Source organism: Sulfurimonas sp. CVO (assembly GCF_009883775.1).
GTDB classification, from domain to species: Bacteria; Campylobacterota; Campylobacteria; order Campylobacterales; family Sulfurimonadaceae; genus Sulfurimonas; species Sulfurimonas xiamenensis.
Map to the genome: position 1 here is coordinate 273,614 of NZ_CP033720.1, position 17,983 is coordinate 291,596.

18 protein-coding genes are annotated in these 17,983 nt (G+C 34.7%); 13 read left to right on the top strand and 5 right to left on the bottom strand.

Features of this window, described 5'->3' with window-relative positions:
* Positions 1–9 precede the first annotated feature (9 nt).
* Complete coding sequence (gene nhaA, locus CVO_RS01405; RefSeq protein WP_152299949.1) at positions 10–1,359, bottom strand: Na+/H+ antiporter NhaA; 1,350 nt, start codon at positions 1,357–1,359, stop codon at positions 10–12.
* A gap of 64 nt (positions 1,360–1,423) precedes the next feature.
* Between nhaA and CVO_RS01410 the strand changes: the two genes are divergently transcribed.
* The 6 genes from CVO_RS01410 (at position 1,424) to CVO_RS01435 (ending at position 9,358) form a co-directional block, all read left to right on the top strand.
* Positions 1,424–2,596 (top strand): hypothetical protein, encoded by a 1,173-nt coding sequence (locus CVO_RS01410; protein ID WP_159569594.1) that lies wholly within the window; start codon positions 1,424–1,426, stop codon positions 2,594–2,596.
* Positions 2,593–3,588: an AAA family ATPase gene (locus CVO_RS01415; RefSeq protein WP_159569596.1), complete on the top strand. Its 996-nt coding sequence runs from the start codon at positions 2,593–2,595 to the stop codon at positions 3,586–3,588. Before CVO_RS01410 ends, CVO_RS01415 begins: the two co-directional genes overlap by 4 nt.
* 73 nt (positions 3,589–3,661) lie before the next feature.
* Positions 3,662–4,180 carry a ferritin-like domain-containing protein gene (locus tag CVO_RS01420; RefSeq protein ID WP_152299947.1) on the top strand — a complete coding sequence of 173 codons (519 nt, stop codon included), beginning with the start codon at positions 3,662–3,664 and terminating at the stop codon, positions 4,178–4,180.
* A 60-nt stretch (positions 4,181–4,240) separates the two neighbouring features.
* On the top strand, positions 4,241–5,350 hold the full coding sequence (locus tag CVO_RS01425) for a vWA domain-containing protein (protein ID WP_159569598.1): 1,110 nt from the start codon (positions 4,241–4,243) through the stop codon (positions 5,348–5,350).
* 23 nt (positions 5,351–5,373) lie between these two features.
* A complete protein-coding gene (locus CVO_RS01430; RefSeq protein ID WP_159569600.1) occupies positions 5,374–8,070 on the top strand; it encodes a cation-translocating P-type ATPase in 2,697 nt (898 codons plus the stop codon).
* A gap of 28 nt (positions 8,071–8,098) precedes the next feature.
* Entirely contained in the window at positions 8,099–9,358 is a 1,260-nt protein-coding gene (locus tag CVO_RS01435) for an ATP-dependent DNA helicase (RefSeq protein WP_159569602.1), read from the top strand.
* Here the strand turns inward: CVO_RS01435 and CVO_RS01440 are convergent.
* Positions 9,351–11,264: an HD domain-containing phosphohydrolase gene (locus tag CVO_RS01440; protein WP_159569604.1), complete on the bottom strand. Its 1,914-nt coding sequence runs from the start codon at positions 11,262–11,264 to the stop codon at positions 9,351–9,353. The two genes, CVO_RS01435 and CVO_RS01440, sit on opposite strands and share 8 nt — an antisense overlap.
* 60 nt (positions 11,265–11,324) lie before the next feature.
* Positions 11,325–11,921 (bottom strand): peroxiredoxin, encoded by a 597-nt coding sequence (locus CVO_RS01445; protein ID WP_152299943.1) that lies wholly within the window; start codon positions 11,919–11,921, stop codon positions 11,325–11,327.
* Between the two features lie 162 nt (positions 11,922–12,083).
* Here CVO_RS01445 and metK point away from each other — a divergent pair, with 162 nt between their 5' ends.
* The 7 genes from metK to CVO_RS01480 all read left to right on the top strand — a co-directional run bounded on the left by metK (position 12,084) and on the right by CVO_RS01480 (position 16,959).
* Positions 12,084–13,259, top strand: a complete 1,176-nt coding sequence (gene metK / locus CVO_RS01450; RefSeq protein WP_152299942.1) for a methionine adenosyltransferase — start codon at positions 12,084–12,086, stop codon at positions 13,257–13,259.
* Positions 13,260–13,412: 153 nt separating this feature from the next.
* Complete coding sequence (locus CVO_RS01455) at positions 13,413–13,697, top strand: 4Fe-4S dicluster domain-containing protein (RefSeq protein WP_152299941.1); 285 nt, start codon at positions 13,413–13,415, stop codon at positions 13,695–13,697.
* Between the two features lie 151 nt (positions 13,698–13,848).
* A complete protein-coding gene (gene ndk, locus CVO_RS01460; protein WP_152299940.1) occupies positions 13,849–14,262 on the top strand; it encodes a nucleoside-diphosphate kinase in 414 nt (137 codons plus the stop codon).
* A 42-nt stretch (positions 14,263–14,304) separates the two neighbouring features.
* Positions 14,305–14,685 (top strand): hypothetical protein, encoded by a 381-nt coding sequence (locus tag CVO_RS01465; RefSeq protein ID WP_159569606.1) that lies wholly within the window; start codon positions 14,305–14,307, stop codon positions 14,683–14,685.
* 118 nt (positions 14,686–14,803) lie between these two features.
* Positions 14,804–14,953 carry a 50S ribosomal protein L32 gene (gene rpmF / locus CVO_RS01470; RefSeq protein ID WP_152299938.1) on the top strand — a complete coding sequence of 50 codons (150 nt, stop codon included), beginning with the start codon at positions 14,804–14,806 and terminating at the stop codon, positions 14,951–14,953.
* Positions 14,954–14,956: 3 nt separating this feature from the next.
* Positions 14,957–15,958 (top strand): phosphate acyltransferase PlsX, encoded by a 1,002-nt coding sequence (gene plsX, locus CVO_RS01475; protein WP_152299937.1) that lies wholly within the window; start codon positions 14,957–14,959, stop codon positions 15,956–15,958.
* Positions 15,958–16,959, top strand: a complete 1,002-nt coding sequence (locus tag CVO_RS01480) for a beta-ketoacyl-ACP synthase III (protein ID WP_159569608.1) — start codon at positions 15,958–15,960, stop codon at positions 16,957–16,959. Before plsX ends, CVO_RS01480 begins: the two co-directional genes overlap by 1 nt.
* 59 nt (positions 16,960–17,018) lie before the next feature.
* On the opposite strand, the gene CVO_RS01485 is transcribed toward CVO_RS01480, so the two are convergent.
* Positions 17,019–17,528 (bottom strand): hypothetical protein, encoded by a 510-nt coding sequence (locus CVO_RS01485; protein WP_152299935.1) that lies wholly within the window; start codon positions 17,526–17,528, stop codon positions 17,019–17,021.
* A gap of 30 nt (positions 17,529–17,558) precedes the next feature.
* Positions 17,559–17,942: an HIT family protein gene (locus CVO_RS01490; protein ID WP_152299934.1), complete on the bottom strand. Its 384-nt coding sequence runs from the start codon at positions 17,940–17,942 to the stop codon at positions 17,559–17,561.
* Between the last annotated feature and the right edge of the window lie 41 nt (positions 17,943–17,983).

Sequence of the window (17,983 nt, forward strand, 5' to 3'; positions counted from 1 at the left end):
TAATGTCTATTAAACAAGATGAGGCTCTGGTTTTTTTGCTATAAATCTAAGCCAGACAAATCCTAATATTCCGGCAGTTAATGAAGCTGCTAATATTCCGATTTTTGCTTGAAAGATAAGCTCGCTATTTCCGACAAATGCCAATTCAGCTATAAATATAGACATAGTAAAACCGATACCTCCAAGAAGTGAAACTCCAAAAAGCTGACTTATATTGCTGTTGTGAGGAAGTTTTGCAATGCCCATTTTTATGCTCAGTAATGCGAAACCGGCTATTCCTAAAACTTTTCCTATAACAAGACCTGCAATTATTCCAAAAGATACAGGATTTGCAATTTCAGTGGCAGCTGAAGAAAAATCGATTGAAACACCGGCATTTGCAAGTGCAAAAAGCGGAATAACAATCAAACTTACAGGAAGATGCATTGACTCTTCAAGTCTTGAAGCCGGTGAACTTAATGCGGTTATTCTCTTTTTTATGTTGTCAAGGATTGCTTTTTGATTTTCATGTAGTCTATAATCTTCTTGAAGAGGATAGCTGTTATACTCATCAACTTGATTTTTGATGTGGGTTGCAAAATTAACTGGAGCATATTTTGGTCTTGAAGGAATTGCCATAGCAGCAATAACACCAGCTATCGTTGCATGTACTCCAGACTCAAGCATAAAAAACCACATTATAAGACCGACTGTAAAATATGGAATTACCGCATGAATACCAAAACGGTTAAACATTATCATAACAAAAAGCGATGCGAAAGCAAGTCCAAGATAAACCATATGAATTTGTTCTGTGTAAAAGAGTGCAATAACAACAACTGCACCAAGGTCATCAACAATTGCAAGAGCTACCAAAAAGGTTACAAGAGCTGTAGAAACTCTGTTTTTTAGAAGAACCAAGGCACTAATAGCAAAAGCGATATCTGTTGCCATGGGTATTCCCCACCCATGAGCTCCTGCACTATCAAAATTGAGGCTATAATATATAAGAGCAGGCATAATCATACCGCCAAGGGCTGAAATAATCGGCAGCATAGCAACTTTTATATCTGAGAGTTCTCCCACTAAAATATTTCTTTTTATCTCTAAACCTATTACAAAGAAAAACATTGCCATAAGTCCATCATTTATCCAGTGATGTATACTCATGGAGATGCCCAGTTTGTTTATATAAATATCTATATTTGAATGAAAAATATGTAAATATTGTTCTGCCAGCGGTGAATTGGCAAGGACAAGAGCAATAATTGTAGTAAAGACAAGTATCAAACCTGTTGTGGTTTGAGCATGTAAAAATCTCTCAAAAGGGGTGGCTACTTTTTCAAATGCTTTTTCCCATGGTGCATATAATTTCTTCATAAAAATCCTTTAATTTGACGCGGTATTATACCAAATGAGTACAACCAATGCTATAATCTTTTTTATGAATTTAAAAAAATTACAAAATAAATCAATACTGCTTTTTGGCAAAAGCCGCGCTTTTAGCATGGATGAGTTTGAGTCGCAGTTAAAATTTCATAAAATTAAATTGGTAACAGAGTTTGATGAAAATGTTGCTTTGGTCGTTGATGGTAAAATGATGACGCCATATGAGCAAAATAGAAGCGATATACTTTATGAAGCAAAATCAAAAGAACTTGAATTTGTTTCTATTGATGTTTTAGAAAAAGAGCTTGCAAAACACATAGATGCTAATACTCTTTTAATGAGTCTTAAATTAAGCCGCAATAAAGAGAGACTTAAAAGTTTTATACAAAATCCTATGATAGACGATGAGCTGTTTTTTAAACTTTTAAAGATGTACTCATGGGGTGGTGAAGATTTTTTTGAAAATGATGATAACCGGGATGTGAGTGCGGCAATTATTTTGCGCTTTTACAAAAACATAGAGCGAAACCACAATGTTCAGTATGCGACAACGGGCTTTATGCATCTTGTTTCTCAGACAACAGACACGCAGCTTTTAAGAGCTATTTCGCTGCTTGAACCAATAAAACATAATTCTAAAATTCAGTTTGAGATTGCCAAGAATATTGGTTGTGATGAAGAGATGCAGGAGTTTTTTTTCAAGAGCGGCAATCCTGAAGTATTTCAAGCGCTCTCTTTAAATAAAAATTTAAAACAAAGCATAATCGAAGAGTTTTCAAAAAATGAAAAACTAGGGACAAATGTGGCGAAAAACATAAAACTAACAGATGAGCTTTTTGAACTCCTTAAAGAGCATAGAGCCGGATTAGCACTCAATGAGAGTTTAACTCTGCAGATGCAAGAGAAGTTACTGGGATACGGTGATGAAGAGATATTATATGCTTTGGCACTCAATGACAATATAGATGAAAAGATTTTAGAACAACTTTTAAAGATTGAAAATAAGAGTATAAAATCAGCTCTGTATCAAAATAGATCAACTCCGGTACATATACTAAAAGAGGCATATAAAAATGCCCAGTATTGCCAAGAGATAGCAAAAAATGAAAATACTCCTGTAGAGATTTTATATCAGCTGCATTTAGATTCAAGATATACTCGTTTTGTGATGCAGAACCCCTCATTTGGTAGACATATACAACAAGAAAACATAGGATGGGAAGTATGAAAGCAACAAGTTTGACAACCGCAATAAACTCTTTGGTAGAGCAGAAAGTACCGACATTTTTATGGGGTGCGCCGGGAATAGGAAAGTCATCCATAGTCAAACAGATAGCTCAAAGCAGAGGAATAGGTTTTATTGATCTAAGACTTGCTCTTATGGACCCTACAGATCTTAAGGGTATTCCCTTTTACGATAAAGAGTCTCATACCGCACTTTGGGCGCCTCCCGCTTTTCTGCCAAAAGAGGGAGAGGGAATTTTATTTTTAGATGAACTAAACTCTGCTGCTCCCAGTGTTCAGGCTTCCGCATATCAGCTTATACTAGATAGAAAAGTAGGTGAGTATGAACTCCCTGACGGCTGGGCAATAGTAGCTGCAGGCAATCGAGAAGGGGATAGAGGTGTAACATATCGTATGCCAAGTCCGCTTGCAAACAGATTTGTCCATTTTGAGATGAGTGTAGATGTTGAAGACTGGCGGTTATGGGCCTATAAAAGAGGCGTAGATGAAAGGGTGATATCTTACATCTCTTATAAAAATGAACATTTGTTCACATTTGATGCAAAAAGCGATATGAAAAGTTTTGCAACGCCTAGAAGCTGGGAGTATGTAAATAGCATACTTGAAAGTAAAATATCTTCTGAATTACTTTTAGATGTTATTAGCGGCGCAGTCGGCAGAGATGTAGCCGTCTCTTTTTTAGCATTTATAAAAGTTATGAAGAGATTGCCTGATATAGAGACTATTTTAAAAACAGGAAGCGGTGAATACAGTGATGAGGTTGATGTTTTATATGCATTAAGTACCGGTTTGGTAAGTGCATATCTTAGAGAGAGCCGTGATGAGAGACTGGATAATTTACTTAAGTATACTCTTGGATTAAAAAGTGAGTTTGCCGTTATAATAGTTCAAGATTTGCAAAGAAACGGCATTACAATGGAGCATTCAGAAGTTTTTAAAGAGTGGGTTGAGAAGTTTGCATATCTTTTAGCTTAGATTTTTAAAACAAAATTAATAAATTTAACTGTAACATAGGCGAGTAATAAATAAATTTTTTAAGGAGTTAGTAATGGCTAGAGTAGGTAATTCAATTATAAAAGGTATTGAGGTTTCTGAAATAATAAAACTGTTAAATAAGGCGTATGCAGATGAGTGGTTGGCATATTATCAATACTTTATCGAGAGTAAAGTCGTAAAAGGAATTATGAAAGATGCAGCCATAGCTGAGCTTGACCAACACGCAGCAGATGAGTTAAGACATGCAAATATGGTAGCAGATAGAATCCTTCAGCTTGGAGGAACACCGCTTCTTAATCCAAAAGAGTGGATGAAAAAGACAAACTGCGGTTATGAAGAGCCAAAAGATTTTGATGTTGTGGCTATTTTACAAGATGCTATTAAAGGTGAGCAGTGTGCAATTAACACATATTCGAGCATTGTTGATTTAACAAGAGATAAGGATATTGTAACTTATGATATTGTTTCTCAAATCTTAGCTGATGAGGTTGAACATGAAGAAGATCTTCAAGCACTTCATGATGATATTACAGAGTTTGTAGGGGATCTTAAAAAGAGCCTTAAAAAGTAATCTTTATATCAAAGGGATTCTCTCTTTGATGTAAAAAATAGAAAAAGAGACCTCCCTATTATGTCAAACATTCAAGACAAAATTTCTCAAGCAAAATCTAAACTTTTAGTAAATTATCCTTTTTTCGGTTCACTTGCTGCAAAACTCGAGTTAGTTCAAAATGATGATATACAGAGCTTTAAAAGCAACGGCATAAAGCTTGAGTATAACAGCGATTTTTTAGAAAGGTTAGAAAGCAGCCAGATGGAATTTGTTTTTGCAAATGGAGCAATGCATGCTTCACTTGCCTATGAATCCAGAAAAAACGGCAGAAGTGGTTGGTTATGGCAGTTGGCAACAGATTATGCTATTAATGATATGTTGGTCGAAAACGGCTTAGAGCGTCCCGATGAAGCTCACTACTCAAAAAGATTTAGCGGTATGTATGCCGAGGAGATTTATGCAGAACTAAAAGAGGATATCCTTCGAGATGAGTTAGAGTATGAAGCAGATGATACAGATGAGAAGAAAAATAATCAGAGGGAACAAAACACTCCGCAAAAGACGGATACTTTGAGTGAACAGCTCTTCGAAGAGTTTGCAAAAGCAAAACTTGAAGATGAGGCAAAAAGCGGGGAGATACCTGTTGGAATAAGAAGATTTTTTACCATTGCCTCTGAGGGTAAAATAGATTGGCGTAATGAATTAAGAGTTGCTCTTGAGAGATTTCATAAAGATGACTATACTCTTCTGCCTCCAAGCAAAAAATTTCTTCATCTTGGTATCTACTTGCCCTCATGCATTAGTCAGAGATTTAAGCTCGTTGTAGCGGTTGACAGTTCAGGATCGGTTGATGAGAAGCTTTTAAATGAGTTTTTAAATGAGTTAAACTTTTTGATGAATATAATTCCAAATTATCAGATAGATTTGTTGGTTTGTGATAATAAGATTCACTCACATACTACTTTTTACAGTGGCGATAATTTGGAATTGAATTTAAAAGGCGGAGGCGGCACAGATTTTAGGCCGGTTTTTGAATTTATAGAGAATGAACTAGAAGATGTAAAACTACTTTTGTATTTTACGGATTTGGATGGAATTTTTCCAAATAATGAACCAAACTATGAGATAAAGTGGATAGTGCCAAAAGAGGTGTATACTCCTTTTGGTACAGCGATTATATTAGAATAGCTTATAAAAATTTGGAGTTTATAATGCAAAATATCAATAACTGGCATAGTTTAGATCAAAATGATGTCTTAAATAAACTTAACAGTTCAGAAGATGGCTTGAGCAGTGAAGAGGCTGAGGCAAGACTCAAAAAATATGGACCAAATAAGCTTCAAGAAGAGAAAAAAAAGAGTCTTATCGTTCGTTTTTTAATGCAGTTTAACAATCTTTTGATCTATGTACTGCTCGCTGCTGCAGTTGTTACGGCTCTGCTTGATCATACAATAGATACAGTTGTTATTTTGAGTGTAGTTGTCATCAATGCCATTATCGGTTTTATTCAAGAAAACAGAGCCCAAAATGCGATGGATGCTATAAAAAAGATGTTGGCATTTCAAGCAACAGTTCTTCGAGATGGGAGTAAACAAAAGATAGACAGTCAATCTTTAGTTATTGGCGATATAGTATTTATGAAGCCAGGCGATAGAGTTTTAGCAGATATAAGATTGCTTGAAGCACACGGATTTAGTGCACAAGAAGCGCCTTTGACTGGAGAGTCTGTTGCAGTTGAGAAGAGTTCAAAAAAAGTTGCTTCTGATGCAATAATAGCAGACAGATCTTCGATGGTGTTTGCCGGAACTACGATAGCTGGCGGACAGGCTAAAGGTGTTGTTATAGCTACGGCAAACAACACGGAACTCGGTCGTATAAGCAAAATGCTTAGCAGTGTTGAAGTTTTAACTACCCCTTTAGTCGAACAGATGGATAAATTTGCCAAATATTTGACTTTTTTTATATTGTCATTTTCTCTGCTTATTTTTTTAATAGGGCATTTTGTAAAGGGGTTGCCTTTTAATGAAGCTTTTATGGCAGTTATTGGTCTTTTTGTTGCCGCAATTCCGGAGGGGCTGCCTGCTGTTTTAACTATAACGCTTGCAGTAGGCATACAGGCTATGGCGAAGCGAAATGCAATTGTAAGACAGCTGCCCGCTATAGAGACCATAGGATCTGTTTCGATTATATGTTCAGATAAAACAGGGACACTTACTCAAAATGAGATGATGGTAAGCAGCGTTGTTACATATAAGGAAGATTTTAAAATAGACGGTGCAGGATATGAGCCGACTGGAAATTTTTATATAAAAAATGACAAGGTTGATATAAATAAACACGAAACATTAAAATTTTTAGCAAAAGCATCGCTTTTGTGCAGCGATACTTTGTTAAAAAAAGAGGAAGAGTCTTGGAAGATAGAGGGAAGTCCTACAGAGGGAGCCTTGATCACATTTGCCCATAAAATAGGTTTTGATGCAGATGAAGTTAGAAGAGCTTTTAAACGAGATGATATGATCCCTTTTGATTCAAAACATAAATTTATGGCAACGCTAAATCATAGCCATGAGGGCGAGTCGCTAATTGTTATCAAAGGGGCGGCTGAAATCATTATAAAAATGTGTCATTATGAGTATATAGATAAAAACAGCAAAAAAGAGATAAACACCGCTTACTGGGAAGATAAAGCAAAGGAGTTGGCTTCTGAGGGGCAGAGAGTTTTAGCGCTTGCTTATAAAAAAGTGTCACATGATAAATCAGCACTTGATTTTGCTGATTTAAAAGATGAGCTAATTTTAGTTTCACTTTTTGGACTTATAGATCCCCCGCGTCCAGAAGCAATAGAGGCACTAAAAGAGTGTTACAGTGCAGATATAGATGTAAAAATGATAACGGGAGATCATCTTTTAACTGCAACTGCAATAGGAAGAACTATAGGACTTAAAAATTGTGAAAATGTTTTAAGCGGGGCAGATATAGAAAAGATGAGTGACAAGGAGTTACAGAGCGCAGTTTTACAAACTGATATATTTGCCAGAACTACGCCTGAGCATAAGTTACGACTTGTCAAAGCTTTTCAGGCGCATTCAAAGATTGTAGCCATGACGGGTGATGGTGTAAATGATGCTCCCGCGCTAAAGAGAGCAAATGTTGGTATAGCTATGGGTAAAAGCGGTACGGAGGCTGCAAAAGAATCAAGTGAATTTGTTTTGACGGATGATAATTTTGCTTCAATTGTAAGTGCAATCAAAGAAGGAAGAAAAGTTTATGACAATATAAAAAAGGTTATAAGCTGGACACTGCCTACAAACGCTGCTGAAGCTTCGGTTATCATAGTTGCTATATTTTTTGGAATGGTTATGCCAATCACTCCCATCCAAATACTTTGGGCAAATATGATAACAGCGATTACTTTAGGAATAGCACTGGCGTTTGAAGATGAAGATAAAAATATCATGAAAAGAAGTCCAAGAGCTATTGATGAACCACTTCTTAGCAGAGATCTTATCTGGCATATTATTTATGTTACATTTTTGTTTTTAATAGGTGTCTTTGGTGCTTACTATTATGCAGTGCAGAGCGGAGCAACTATAGAGTATGCAAGAACTTTGGCGTTAAATGTTTTGGTTTTTTTAGAGATTTTTCATCTTTTATATATTAGAAATTTAAATATCATTGATTTAAAATTAAAAGATATATTGGCAAACAGAGTTGTTTGGAGCGCAATATCTATAATAGTTGTTGCACAAATAGCTATAACATATGTTGGATTTTTACAAAAAGTTTTTGCAACTAACTCTTTAGAACTCTTTGATTTAATTCTTATATTTGTAATATGTATTTCTGTTTTTGTACTTTTAGAGAGTGAAAAACAGATAAGATTAAGAGTATTTTCAAAGTCATTATAAACTTTTTTATATTATTGTATAATTTTTTATGAATTATTTAAAAGATATTATTGAAAAATTAGAATCAAAACAGAATGTGTTTTTAACAGGTGGGGCAGGAGTCGGAAAGACTACTATTACAAAAAATATTATAAACTATTATGAAAATGAAGCAAAAAAAGTTGCAAAACTTGCTTCGACCGGAATGGCTGCAACGCTAATAAACGGTCAGACACTGCATAGTTTTTTCGATCTGGCAATAGCAGGCAATTTAAAAGAGTTAGAGCGCAACGGTAAGCTGGAACTTAGTAAAAAAGTCAAGAAGCTAATCTCCAGTATGGATTTGATAGTAATAGATGAGATCTCTATGGTTAGTGATGCTCTTTTAGATATGATACACCTTAGACTGCAGCAAAGTGAGTTTAAAGGTTCACTTTTGGTTGTTGGCGATTTTTTGCAACTTCCTCCTGTTGTAAGAGGTTTTGAAGAGGTTAAATTTGCATTTGAATCTCTCTTGTGGGAAACATTTAAGTTTAAAACAGTTGAATTAAGACATATTTACAGAACAGATGATAAAGATTTTATAGAACTTTTGGCAAAAGTGAGGAGCGGTTTTGTAGATGAGAGAGTGCATAATTCACTTAATGAGTTTATAAAACCTTTGCCTGAAGATTTGAGTGAGTTTACCTTTTTATTTGGTAAAAATATTTCTGCATCGATTCATAATAGAAACCAGTTAGAGTTTGTAGATGGTGAGTTGCATAAAAAAGATGCTCAAATAATTAAGCATGTAAAAAGTACAAAAGATGCAGAGATAGAGCGTTTTATAAATGATGCTAGAATAGAAAAAGAGTTGGAGTTAAAGGTAGGTGTTCCTGTGCTCTTTACAAGAAATGCCTGGAACTATTTTAACGGTGAACGCGCAATTGTGATAAAGATAGAGAGTGATTTTGTATATGTTCAAAAAAGTAATGCCGTTGTTGTAAAACTTGAAGCGATTGCTCAAAGTAAAAGTGTATGGAAGGAGAAAAATATTGAAGGAAAAAAAGAGATAGTTGAAGAGAATATCTTTAGTATTTACCAATATCCCATAAAACTCGCTTACGCTATTACTATACACAAATCACAGGGAATGAGCATAGAAGATTTGATTATAGAAACAAATGAAATCTTTGCGCCTTCGCAGTTTTATGTAGCAATTTCAAGAAGTTCAAACCCAAAAAGATTAAATCTTATCGCTCCAAAAAGGCAGTGGAGAGATATAGTTTTTGTAAACAAAAAGGCTTTAGAGTTTAGTAAAACTATATAAATTTTTTTAGATCACTATATGAATGAATTTTATCGGCTTTTAAATCGTAAATATTAAAATCAAACTCAATCTCTGCTTTTTCTGTGAAATTTTTAATTTCTTCTTGAATTAGAGAGCTTTTGTTAAGCTCATTTTGAAGCAGAATAATAAAATCATTTGCTCTTATCCTAAATATTAGACTCTCTGTAAAAAGAGTGTAAAGAAGTTTTGCAAAATTTTTAAGTGTTTCATCTCCTTTGTCCCAGCCATGTTTTTTGTTATATATATCAAATTTATGTAAGGATATAACTATTGATTTTTTATATTTTAAAGTATCATTGTTATTTATCAGGGTTGTTTCTAAATATTTTACATTATACAACTCGGTAACGGCATCTTTATAGAAGTAGGCAAACCGCTGCTGCTCAATTTCCGTTATGGGAGTTTGGTTGAAATCATCGGTTATTTTTGTGCATGAAAGAGCCTTGATTGCAGCATCTACAACTTCGGGATGATAATGAATTTTACTTAGAGATTTAAGTTCTGCTAGAGCGTCGTTTACACTCTTTTTATGTTTGTATATTCTGTTTGTTGTCATGGCATCAAATGCATCGGCAACCATCATGATTCTTGAGAGTTCGGGTATATCGTTGCCTGAAAGACCGTCAGGATAGCCGCTTCCGTTATACTTCTCATGATGGTACTTAATAATGTGCGATATACCTTTAAACATAGGAATATTTTTAAGCATTTTTACGCCGACATTTACATGCTCTTTAATAAGGTTATATTCCAGTTTGGATAGTTTATCCGGCTTTAGCAAAATAGAATCCGGTGTCGCAATTTTCCCGATGTCATGCAGAGTTGCCGCTTTAAAAAGAAGTTCGCACTCTTGCATGCTATATCCCATCTCTTTTGCTATAAGAAGTGAATATTTTGCAACTCTTTGGGAGTGCCCTGCCGTATATGAGTCTCTCTGTTCAATCATGGAGACCAGTGCATAAACAAAATTTTCATAATCTTTTATTTTTTGTTCTTCTTGTTTATGTAATTTTTCAGATTTTTCAATAACTTCTTTAGTTTTTAAATTTAGCATATATCTAAAAAAAGCAACTGCCCCAGTCAAAATTATTAGGAACGCTATTGCTATTACAAAAACAACTTTTAACCAAGTCGGAATATTGAAAACCTCTTTTGTGCTTAACCACTTTTGAATGGATTTGTAATAAAGAGACTCCCTGTTCTCTTTAAGCTCTTTAATGTGTAAATCTATTTTGTCCGCAATTTGGCGAGTATCAATTGCATTCGTAAGAGCAAATTTTATAGCCGCAGGGTTTAAGAGTATGGGCGTCTCTTTGAGGTTATATCTATCTTTTTGAAGTTCTCCAAAATGTTTGTTGACAACGGCAGCATCAACCGCACCGCTTTGAACCAAAGAGAAAGCCTCTTCATAATTTTTAGTTAAAATAAAGATCGGTTTTAGTCCAAAGAGTTTAAATGTTTCTTGAATCTGTTCTTGTTGAATACTGTGTTCAAGCAGGGCTGTTTTTTTGCTATTAAGATCAAGTATGGAGGAGATTTCATTTTTTTTATTTGTGAAAACAACTGACCAGTTAGAGAGAATAATCTCTTTGTTAAATTTAAAGTGTTTTTCTCTCTCTTTTGTGTAGGCGACATCGGGCATTATATCGATCTTACCCTCTTCAAGCATCAAAAGGCACTCCCGCCATTCACACTTTACATATTTAAGATGCCACTTCTCTTTGCTTGCAATCTCATCTAAAATATCAACAAAAAATCCCGAAGGTTTATCGTTTACATCTAAAAATATTTTTGGAGGGTTGTTATAGATACCGACTCGAAACTCTTTCGTCTCACTGGCTATGATTGTCGTAAGAAAAAACAGTATTGTAAAAAATAGTTTCATAAAACTATTTTACAATAAAAAAAACAGTATGTATATTTTTTACATACTGTCTAAAAAAACTTATAATTTTTCGCTGTTTTTCGCTAAATACTCTGCAACGCCTTCAGTTGAAGCTTTCATACCTTCATCGCCTTTTTGCCATCCTGCTGGACAAACTTCGCCATGCTCGTCAGTAAACTGCATAGTATCAACCATACGAATCATCTCATCTATGTTTCTTCCAAGAGGGAGATCATTGATTACAGCATGACGAACTATACCTTTACCGTCAATCAAAAATGATCCGCGAAGTGCTACAGAATCGCCAAAAAGTACATCATAATCTTTAGAAATTTGCTTTGTCAAGTCTGCAACAAGCGGGTACTTGATTCTGCCTATGCCACCTTTTTCAACAGGAGTCTCTCTCCATGCAAAGTGTGAAAATTGGCTGTCTACGGAAACGCCGATAACATTTACGCCACGACTTTTAAATTCATCAATTCTGTGTGAAAATGCAATAATTTCAGATGGACAGACAAAAGTAAAATCTAACGGGTAAAAGAAAAGTACTGTACCTTTTTCACCAAAATTTTCAGATAATTTGAAATTTTCAACTATTGAGCCATCAGCTAAAACTGCTGTTGCTGTAAAGTCTGGAGCCGGGTTTGTTACTAACATATTAAATCCTTAATTTTTATTAATTTGACAATATTGTAACAGAAAGTTTGTTAATAAAAATTCAATAATTTTAAATTGTCATATAACTTAAGATTGAATCAAATTTCGATATACTTTCGATGATTTATAGAGCTTGACTCTATATTTCAATAAGGAAAATCGATGACAAAAGAAGCAAATGCTCTTAAAGAGTATATTTTCACTTCAGAGTCTGTAACAGAAGGGCACCCTGATAAGATGGCAGATCAAATCAGCGATGCAATTCTGGATTATATTATTGAGAGAGATACTTCCGCACATGTTGCGTGTGAGACATTGGTATCAAATGGATTTTGTATAATAGCAGGCGAACTGAAGACAACGACATATGCACCGATGCAAGATATTGCCCGTAAGGTTGTCCAAGAGATTGGTTATACGGATGCAACATATGGTTTTGATTATCGCTCCGCAGCTGTTTTAAATGCTGTCGGAGAGCAGTCGCCTGATATTAGTCAAGGTGTTGACCAAGAAGGGGGTGAGATAGGAGCTGGTGATCAAGGTCTTATGTTTGGATATGCTTGCCGTGAAACCGATGTGCTTATGCCTCTTCCTATATATTTAGCGCACCGATTGACTCAAAGATTGGCTGAGGTTCGCAAAGAGGGAATTATCCCATATCTTCGTCCTGACGGTAAAGCACAAATCAGTATTAAATATATAGGAGATAAACCTGTTTTTGTTGATACGGTAGTAGTTTCCACTCAACATGCTCCTGATATCTCCCAAGAGAAGATACATGAAGATGTGATAAATGAAGTAATAAAATATGTCATTCCTGCAAAGCTTATGAGTGATAAAACTATATTTCATATTAATCCAACCGGAAAATTTGTTATTGGCGGTCCTCAAGGCGATGCAGGGCTAACCGGCAGAAAAATCATAGTTGACACATACGGTGGAAGCTGCCCTCATGGCGGAGGCGCATTTAGCGGAAAAGATCCGACCAAAGTAGATAGGAGTGCTGCTTATGCGTGCCGCCATGTAGCTAAAAACCTGGTTGCAGCGGGTGCCTGTGATAAAGTGACTCTGCAAATCGCTTATGCGATAGGTGTTGTTCAACCGGTTTCTATTATGGTAGATACTCATAATACAGCAAAGGTTCAAGAGAAAAAAATTGAAGCATGCGTTAAAGAACTTTTTGATCTCTCTCCTAAAGGAATTATAAAATCACTAAATCTTTTACGACCGATTTTTAGAAAAACAGCTACATATGGTCATTTTGGAAGAGAAGATGAAGATTTTACTTGGGAAAAAACAGATAGAGTTGAAGATATAAAAAATTATTTAAAAATTTGATAATAATTATTATCAAAAATATAATTTTATAAAAATATTTTAATGCAAAAAGTGTAACAAAAACGAATTATTACACCTTTAAAGAAGATTTTTTAGCTATCTTTAAAAATCTTCTGTTAAACTTACTTCGAAATTAAAACTAGGAGAATCCTAATGGCAGTAATTATTGGTGATACATGTATTAACTGTGGTGCTTGTATAGATGAGTGCCCGGTAGAAGCAATTGTAGATGAAGATGATAATCCAACGGGTGAAGAAACATACTATGTATACGGAAATAAATGTGTAGAGTGTGTTGGTTATCATGACGAACCGGCATGTGCTACTGCGTGTCCAACTGAAGGATGTATTACTTGGGATGCTGTTGGTGAGAGTCCAGCACACCGTGAAGATATTACAGATGATATGCGTGGAATCGGCAAAGCTGTAGTAGAATAATCTTTTTCTAAATAGCGCAAAGTGTTATAACACTTTGCGCTATTTTCTCTTCTTTTATCCAAACTTTTCAATAAATTTTTTATTTTAATTAAAAATAGATACTTTTTAGGTATAATTCCATCTTAATTTTATATATTTAACAGGAGATTTGATGGAACGCACACTATCAATAATAAAACCAGATGCCGTTGCTAAAGGTGTTATCGGTAAGATTTTAGATCGTTTTGAGAGCAATGGTCTAAAAATAGCAGCAACAAGAAAAATACAACTTTCTCGTGCAGATGCGGAAGCTTTTTACGCAGTTCACTCTGAGAGACCTTTTTTTGGTGATCTAGTTGATTTTATGATTAGCGGTCCAGTAGTTGTTTCAGTTCTTGAGGGTGAAAATGCAGTAATAAAAAACCGTAATCTTATGGGTGCAACAAACCCTAAAGAGGCTGAAGCTGGAACAATTCGCGCAGATTTTGCTGAAAATATAGATGCTAATGCTGTTCATGGAAGTGACTCTGCTGAAAATGCAGCTATTGAAATAGCTTTCTTTTTCTCTGAGAGAGAAATTTCTTAATTGATAAAAAAACATTTAAATAAAGAGAGTTAAATTCCCTTTATGAAAATAGTATTACGAAAAGTAAGCAATACACCGCTGCACTTTGAAGTTAAATCTGATAAAATAACTTTTAAAGGTTATTTACAGTATCATGCCAATAAATTAATTTTGTTAAAAGCAAAATTAAGTGGTAATATTGACACAGATTGTGATGTTTGTGCTGATAAGTTTAATTTAAATGTGAATGAAGATATAGAATTTTTTATTTCAGACGGCATTTATAAAAACAGTGAAGATACCCTTTTATTAGATATTGTAGAATCATTAAATTCTACTGTAGATTTAGAAGAGCTTATGAACTCAGAAATTGAGCTTATCAAAAGTGATTATCATAGATGTGAAAAGTGTGAAAATATTATTTCTGAACAAGAAATATTTTAGACAATGCGTGTTTTCTCTGCTAAAAGAGTAAACATTAGTGCCACAGAGGCAAAAGTAGTAAAATGAGCTTTTTGCTTATATTGCTTTTTAAATAAACAAAAAATGAAAGGAAAATAATATGGCAGTACCAAAAAGAAGAGTTTCTCATTCACGCTCAGCGAAAAGAAGAACTCACTATAAAATATCTTTAGCTCGTCCAATTAAGGATAAAGATGGAACATACAAGCTTCCACACCACATTAACCCAACGACTGGTGAGTATAAATAGCAAATGATAAAGATTGCTGTTGATGCAATGGGCGGGGACTTCGGTCCTAAGCCAATTGTAGAAGGTTGTTTACAAGCTCTTAAAAAGAAACAGTTTGTTCCTATTTTTGTAGGTAAAAAATCAGAAATTTTACCTCTGTTACCAAAGCGTTATAGAGATAAGATTTCTATAGTAGAAGCTGATGATGTCATATCTATGGACGATGCTGCAACTGATGCAGTAAAAAGAAAAGAGAGCACAATTTATAAAGCTATTGAATTAGTAAAAAATGGTGAAGCTCAGGGAGTCGTCTCTGCCGGACACAGTGGGGCTACAATGACTTTGGCAACTCTTAGACTGGGACGATTAAAAGGTGTTTTAAGACCTGCATTAGTAACATTTATGCCGACAAAAAATTCTCGTAAATCATCAGTTTTACTGGATGTTGGAGCTAATGTAGATTCAAAAGCTGAACATCTGTTGCAATTTGCCGTAATGGGCGGCTGTTATGCTGAGGATATGTTTGGTATTGAAGTTCCATCAATTGGGCTTTTGGCAAATGGAGAAGAGAAGAGCAAAGGAAATGATGTTACAAAAGCAGCATTTAAACTGCTTGAAGGTTATAAAGGCTTTAAAGGCAATGTAGAAGGAAATGATATTTTCAACGCAAGCTGTGATGTTATAGTATGTGACGGTTTTGTGGGGAATTTGGTTTTAAAAGCATCAGAAGGTGTGGCTTCAACTATAAGCGGTTTAATCAAAGAGTATATTAGAAAATCTCCAATAGCTATTACAGGAGCACTTTTAATGAGAAAAGTCTTTAAATTGCTTAAAAAACAGATGGATTATGCAGAGGTAGGCGGCGCTCCGCTTATAGGAATCCAGGGCTGTGTAATTGTGGGACATGGCAAGAGTAATCCAAAAGCTATTAAAAATGCAATTTTTCAAGCAATTAATTATGTTGATACAGGTGTAAATGAACATATTGTTCAACGCTTAGAAGCACTAAAAAACAAGGAAATTTAATGGCATATGCTGCATTTCGTTCTATAGGAGGTTACGCTCCTAGTAAGATACTCTCAAATGAAGATTTGTCGAAGATGGTCGATACATCAGATGAGTGGATAACAAAAAGAACAGGCATAAAAGAGAGGCGTATCGCTGCAAATGATGAATTTACAAGTGATATGGGTGTTAAAGCTGCACAAAAAGCAATTGAGAGAAGCGGCATAGATAAGAGTGAAATTGATATGATTGTATGTGCAACAATTTCACCTGACTATTTTTGTATGCCTTCTACTGCTACAATAATTTCCACAAAATTGGGTCTTGAAAATGTTACTGCATTTGATATTTCTGCGGCATGTACAGGGTTTGTATATATTTTGTCAATAGCAAAAGCTTTTATAGAGTCGGGCATGAAAAAAAATATTCTTATAGTCGGTGCTGAAAAACTCTCTGCAATAACTGATTATAAAGATAGAGGTACATGTATCCTTTTTGGTGATGGTGCAGGTGCAGCAATAATAAGCGCAACAGACAATAAAGAAGAGGCGATTATAGATATTCATACCGGAGCTGATGGTAGATTTGCAGATTTGCTTATGACTCCAAATGGCGGGAGCGGTTCTGCTCATGACTCATTAGAGCAAGAAGCATCAAGCTGCTTTATGCAAATGAAAGGAAATGAAACTTTCAAAGTTGCCGTTAAAACTTTAACAAAAGATGTTGTTGATATATTAAATGAAAATAATATCCAAGGTTCTGATATTAAACATTTTGTACCCCATCAAGCAAATTATAGAATTATAAAAGCTGTCGGCGATGCTTTAAAGTTAAAAGATGAACAGATAGTTATTACAGTTGAAAAGTATGGAAATACATCAGGCGCTTCCATACCTATGGCAATAAATGAAATTTATGAAAACGGAACACTTAAAGCAGGCGAGTTAATGCTCTTAGATGCTTTTGGCGGTGGGCTTACTTGGGGATCAGCTCTTGTACCATTTTCGCCATTGAGAAAATAAAAGCTGTTTTAAATATTTTGCTTGATTTTAAATAAAATCAAGCAAAGAAGAAAGATTTGCTAGAAGAGTATATTTATCCCTGCATACCATGTTTTACTATATTCAGCGTCTATGCCATGATTATTTCCTCTTTCCATTAAAAAACGATAACCTGCTTCTACCTCAATGTTTTCAACTACTCCAACTATTGCACCTGCTTGACCGCCATAATGAAAACCGCTTAGATTGATTCCATCACCTTTAATACGAGAATATCCAGCTACCGGTCCTGCATAAAGAGAAAATGTATCCTCAATTATCGGTAATATAAAATCATAAGCAAGAGAAAGTTGATGATTAGAATCAAAATTGTCATCACCGCTGTCAACATAAGTATATCTTGCAGATACACGAGAATTATCATAATAATGACCCAGTGTAAAAGAGTATTGTGTGTCATCAACCCTTGTTTTTTCTGTTGATGATTCCATTCTAAGTTCTGTATTTCCAGCATTAAAACTGAAATAATCTTTATTTTCAGCACTTGCAAGTGCCGTTACTATCAGTAAACAAAAAGCCACTCTTTTCATTTTATTCCTCCATTAATTATTACTATTACTTTACGATAACTTCTCTTGTTTATTTATTAAAGCATTTATAACTTTTTTATAAAATTCTTCTATGTCAGGAAGATTTAAATCAGCTTCTCTTAGTTTTTCTCCCCACATTGGATTTGGAAAATAACTGTCATTTTCAAATCTTGCCATTACATGTATGTGAACACGAGGAAGCATATTCGCAAAAGATGCCATATTGATTTTTGTTGGATTGTAATATTTTCTCATCTCAAACTCTATTATGTCATAAACTTCCCATAGTCTGCTTCTTAAATCTTTTGGAAGGTCCCCTAACTCTATATAGGGCTCCTTTGTAAAGATTTTAAGCCATGGAATTTCGCTTTTTTCTGTTTCAATAAAAAAATCATTATCTTCGTAAATAGTCATATTTTTTCTTTTTGAGTAATTATATCGTTTTTGTGAAAGTT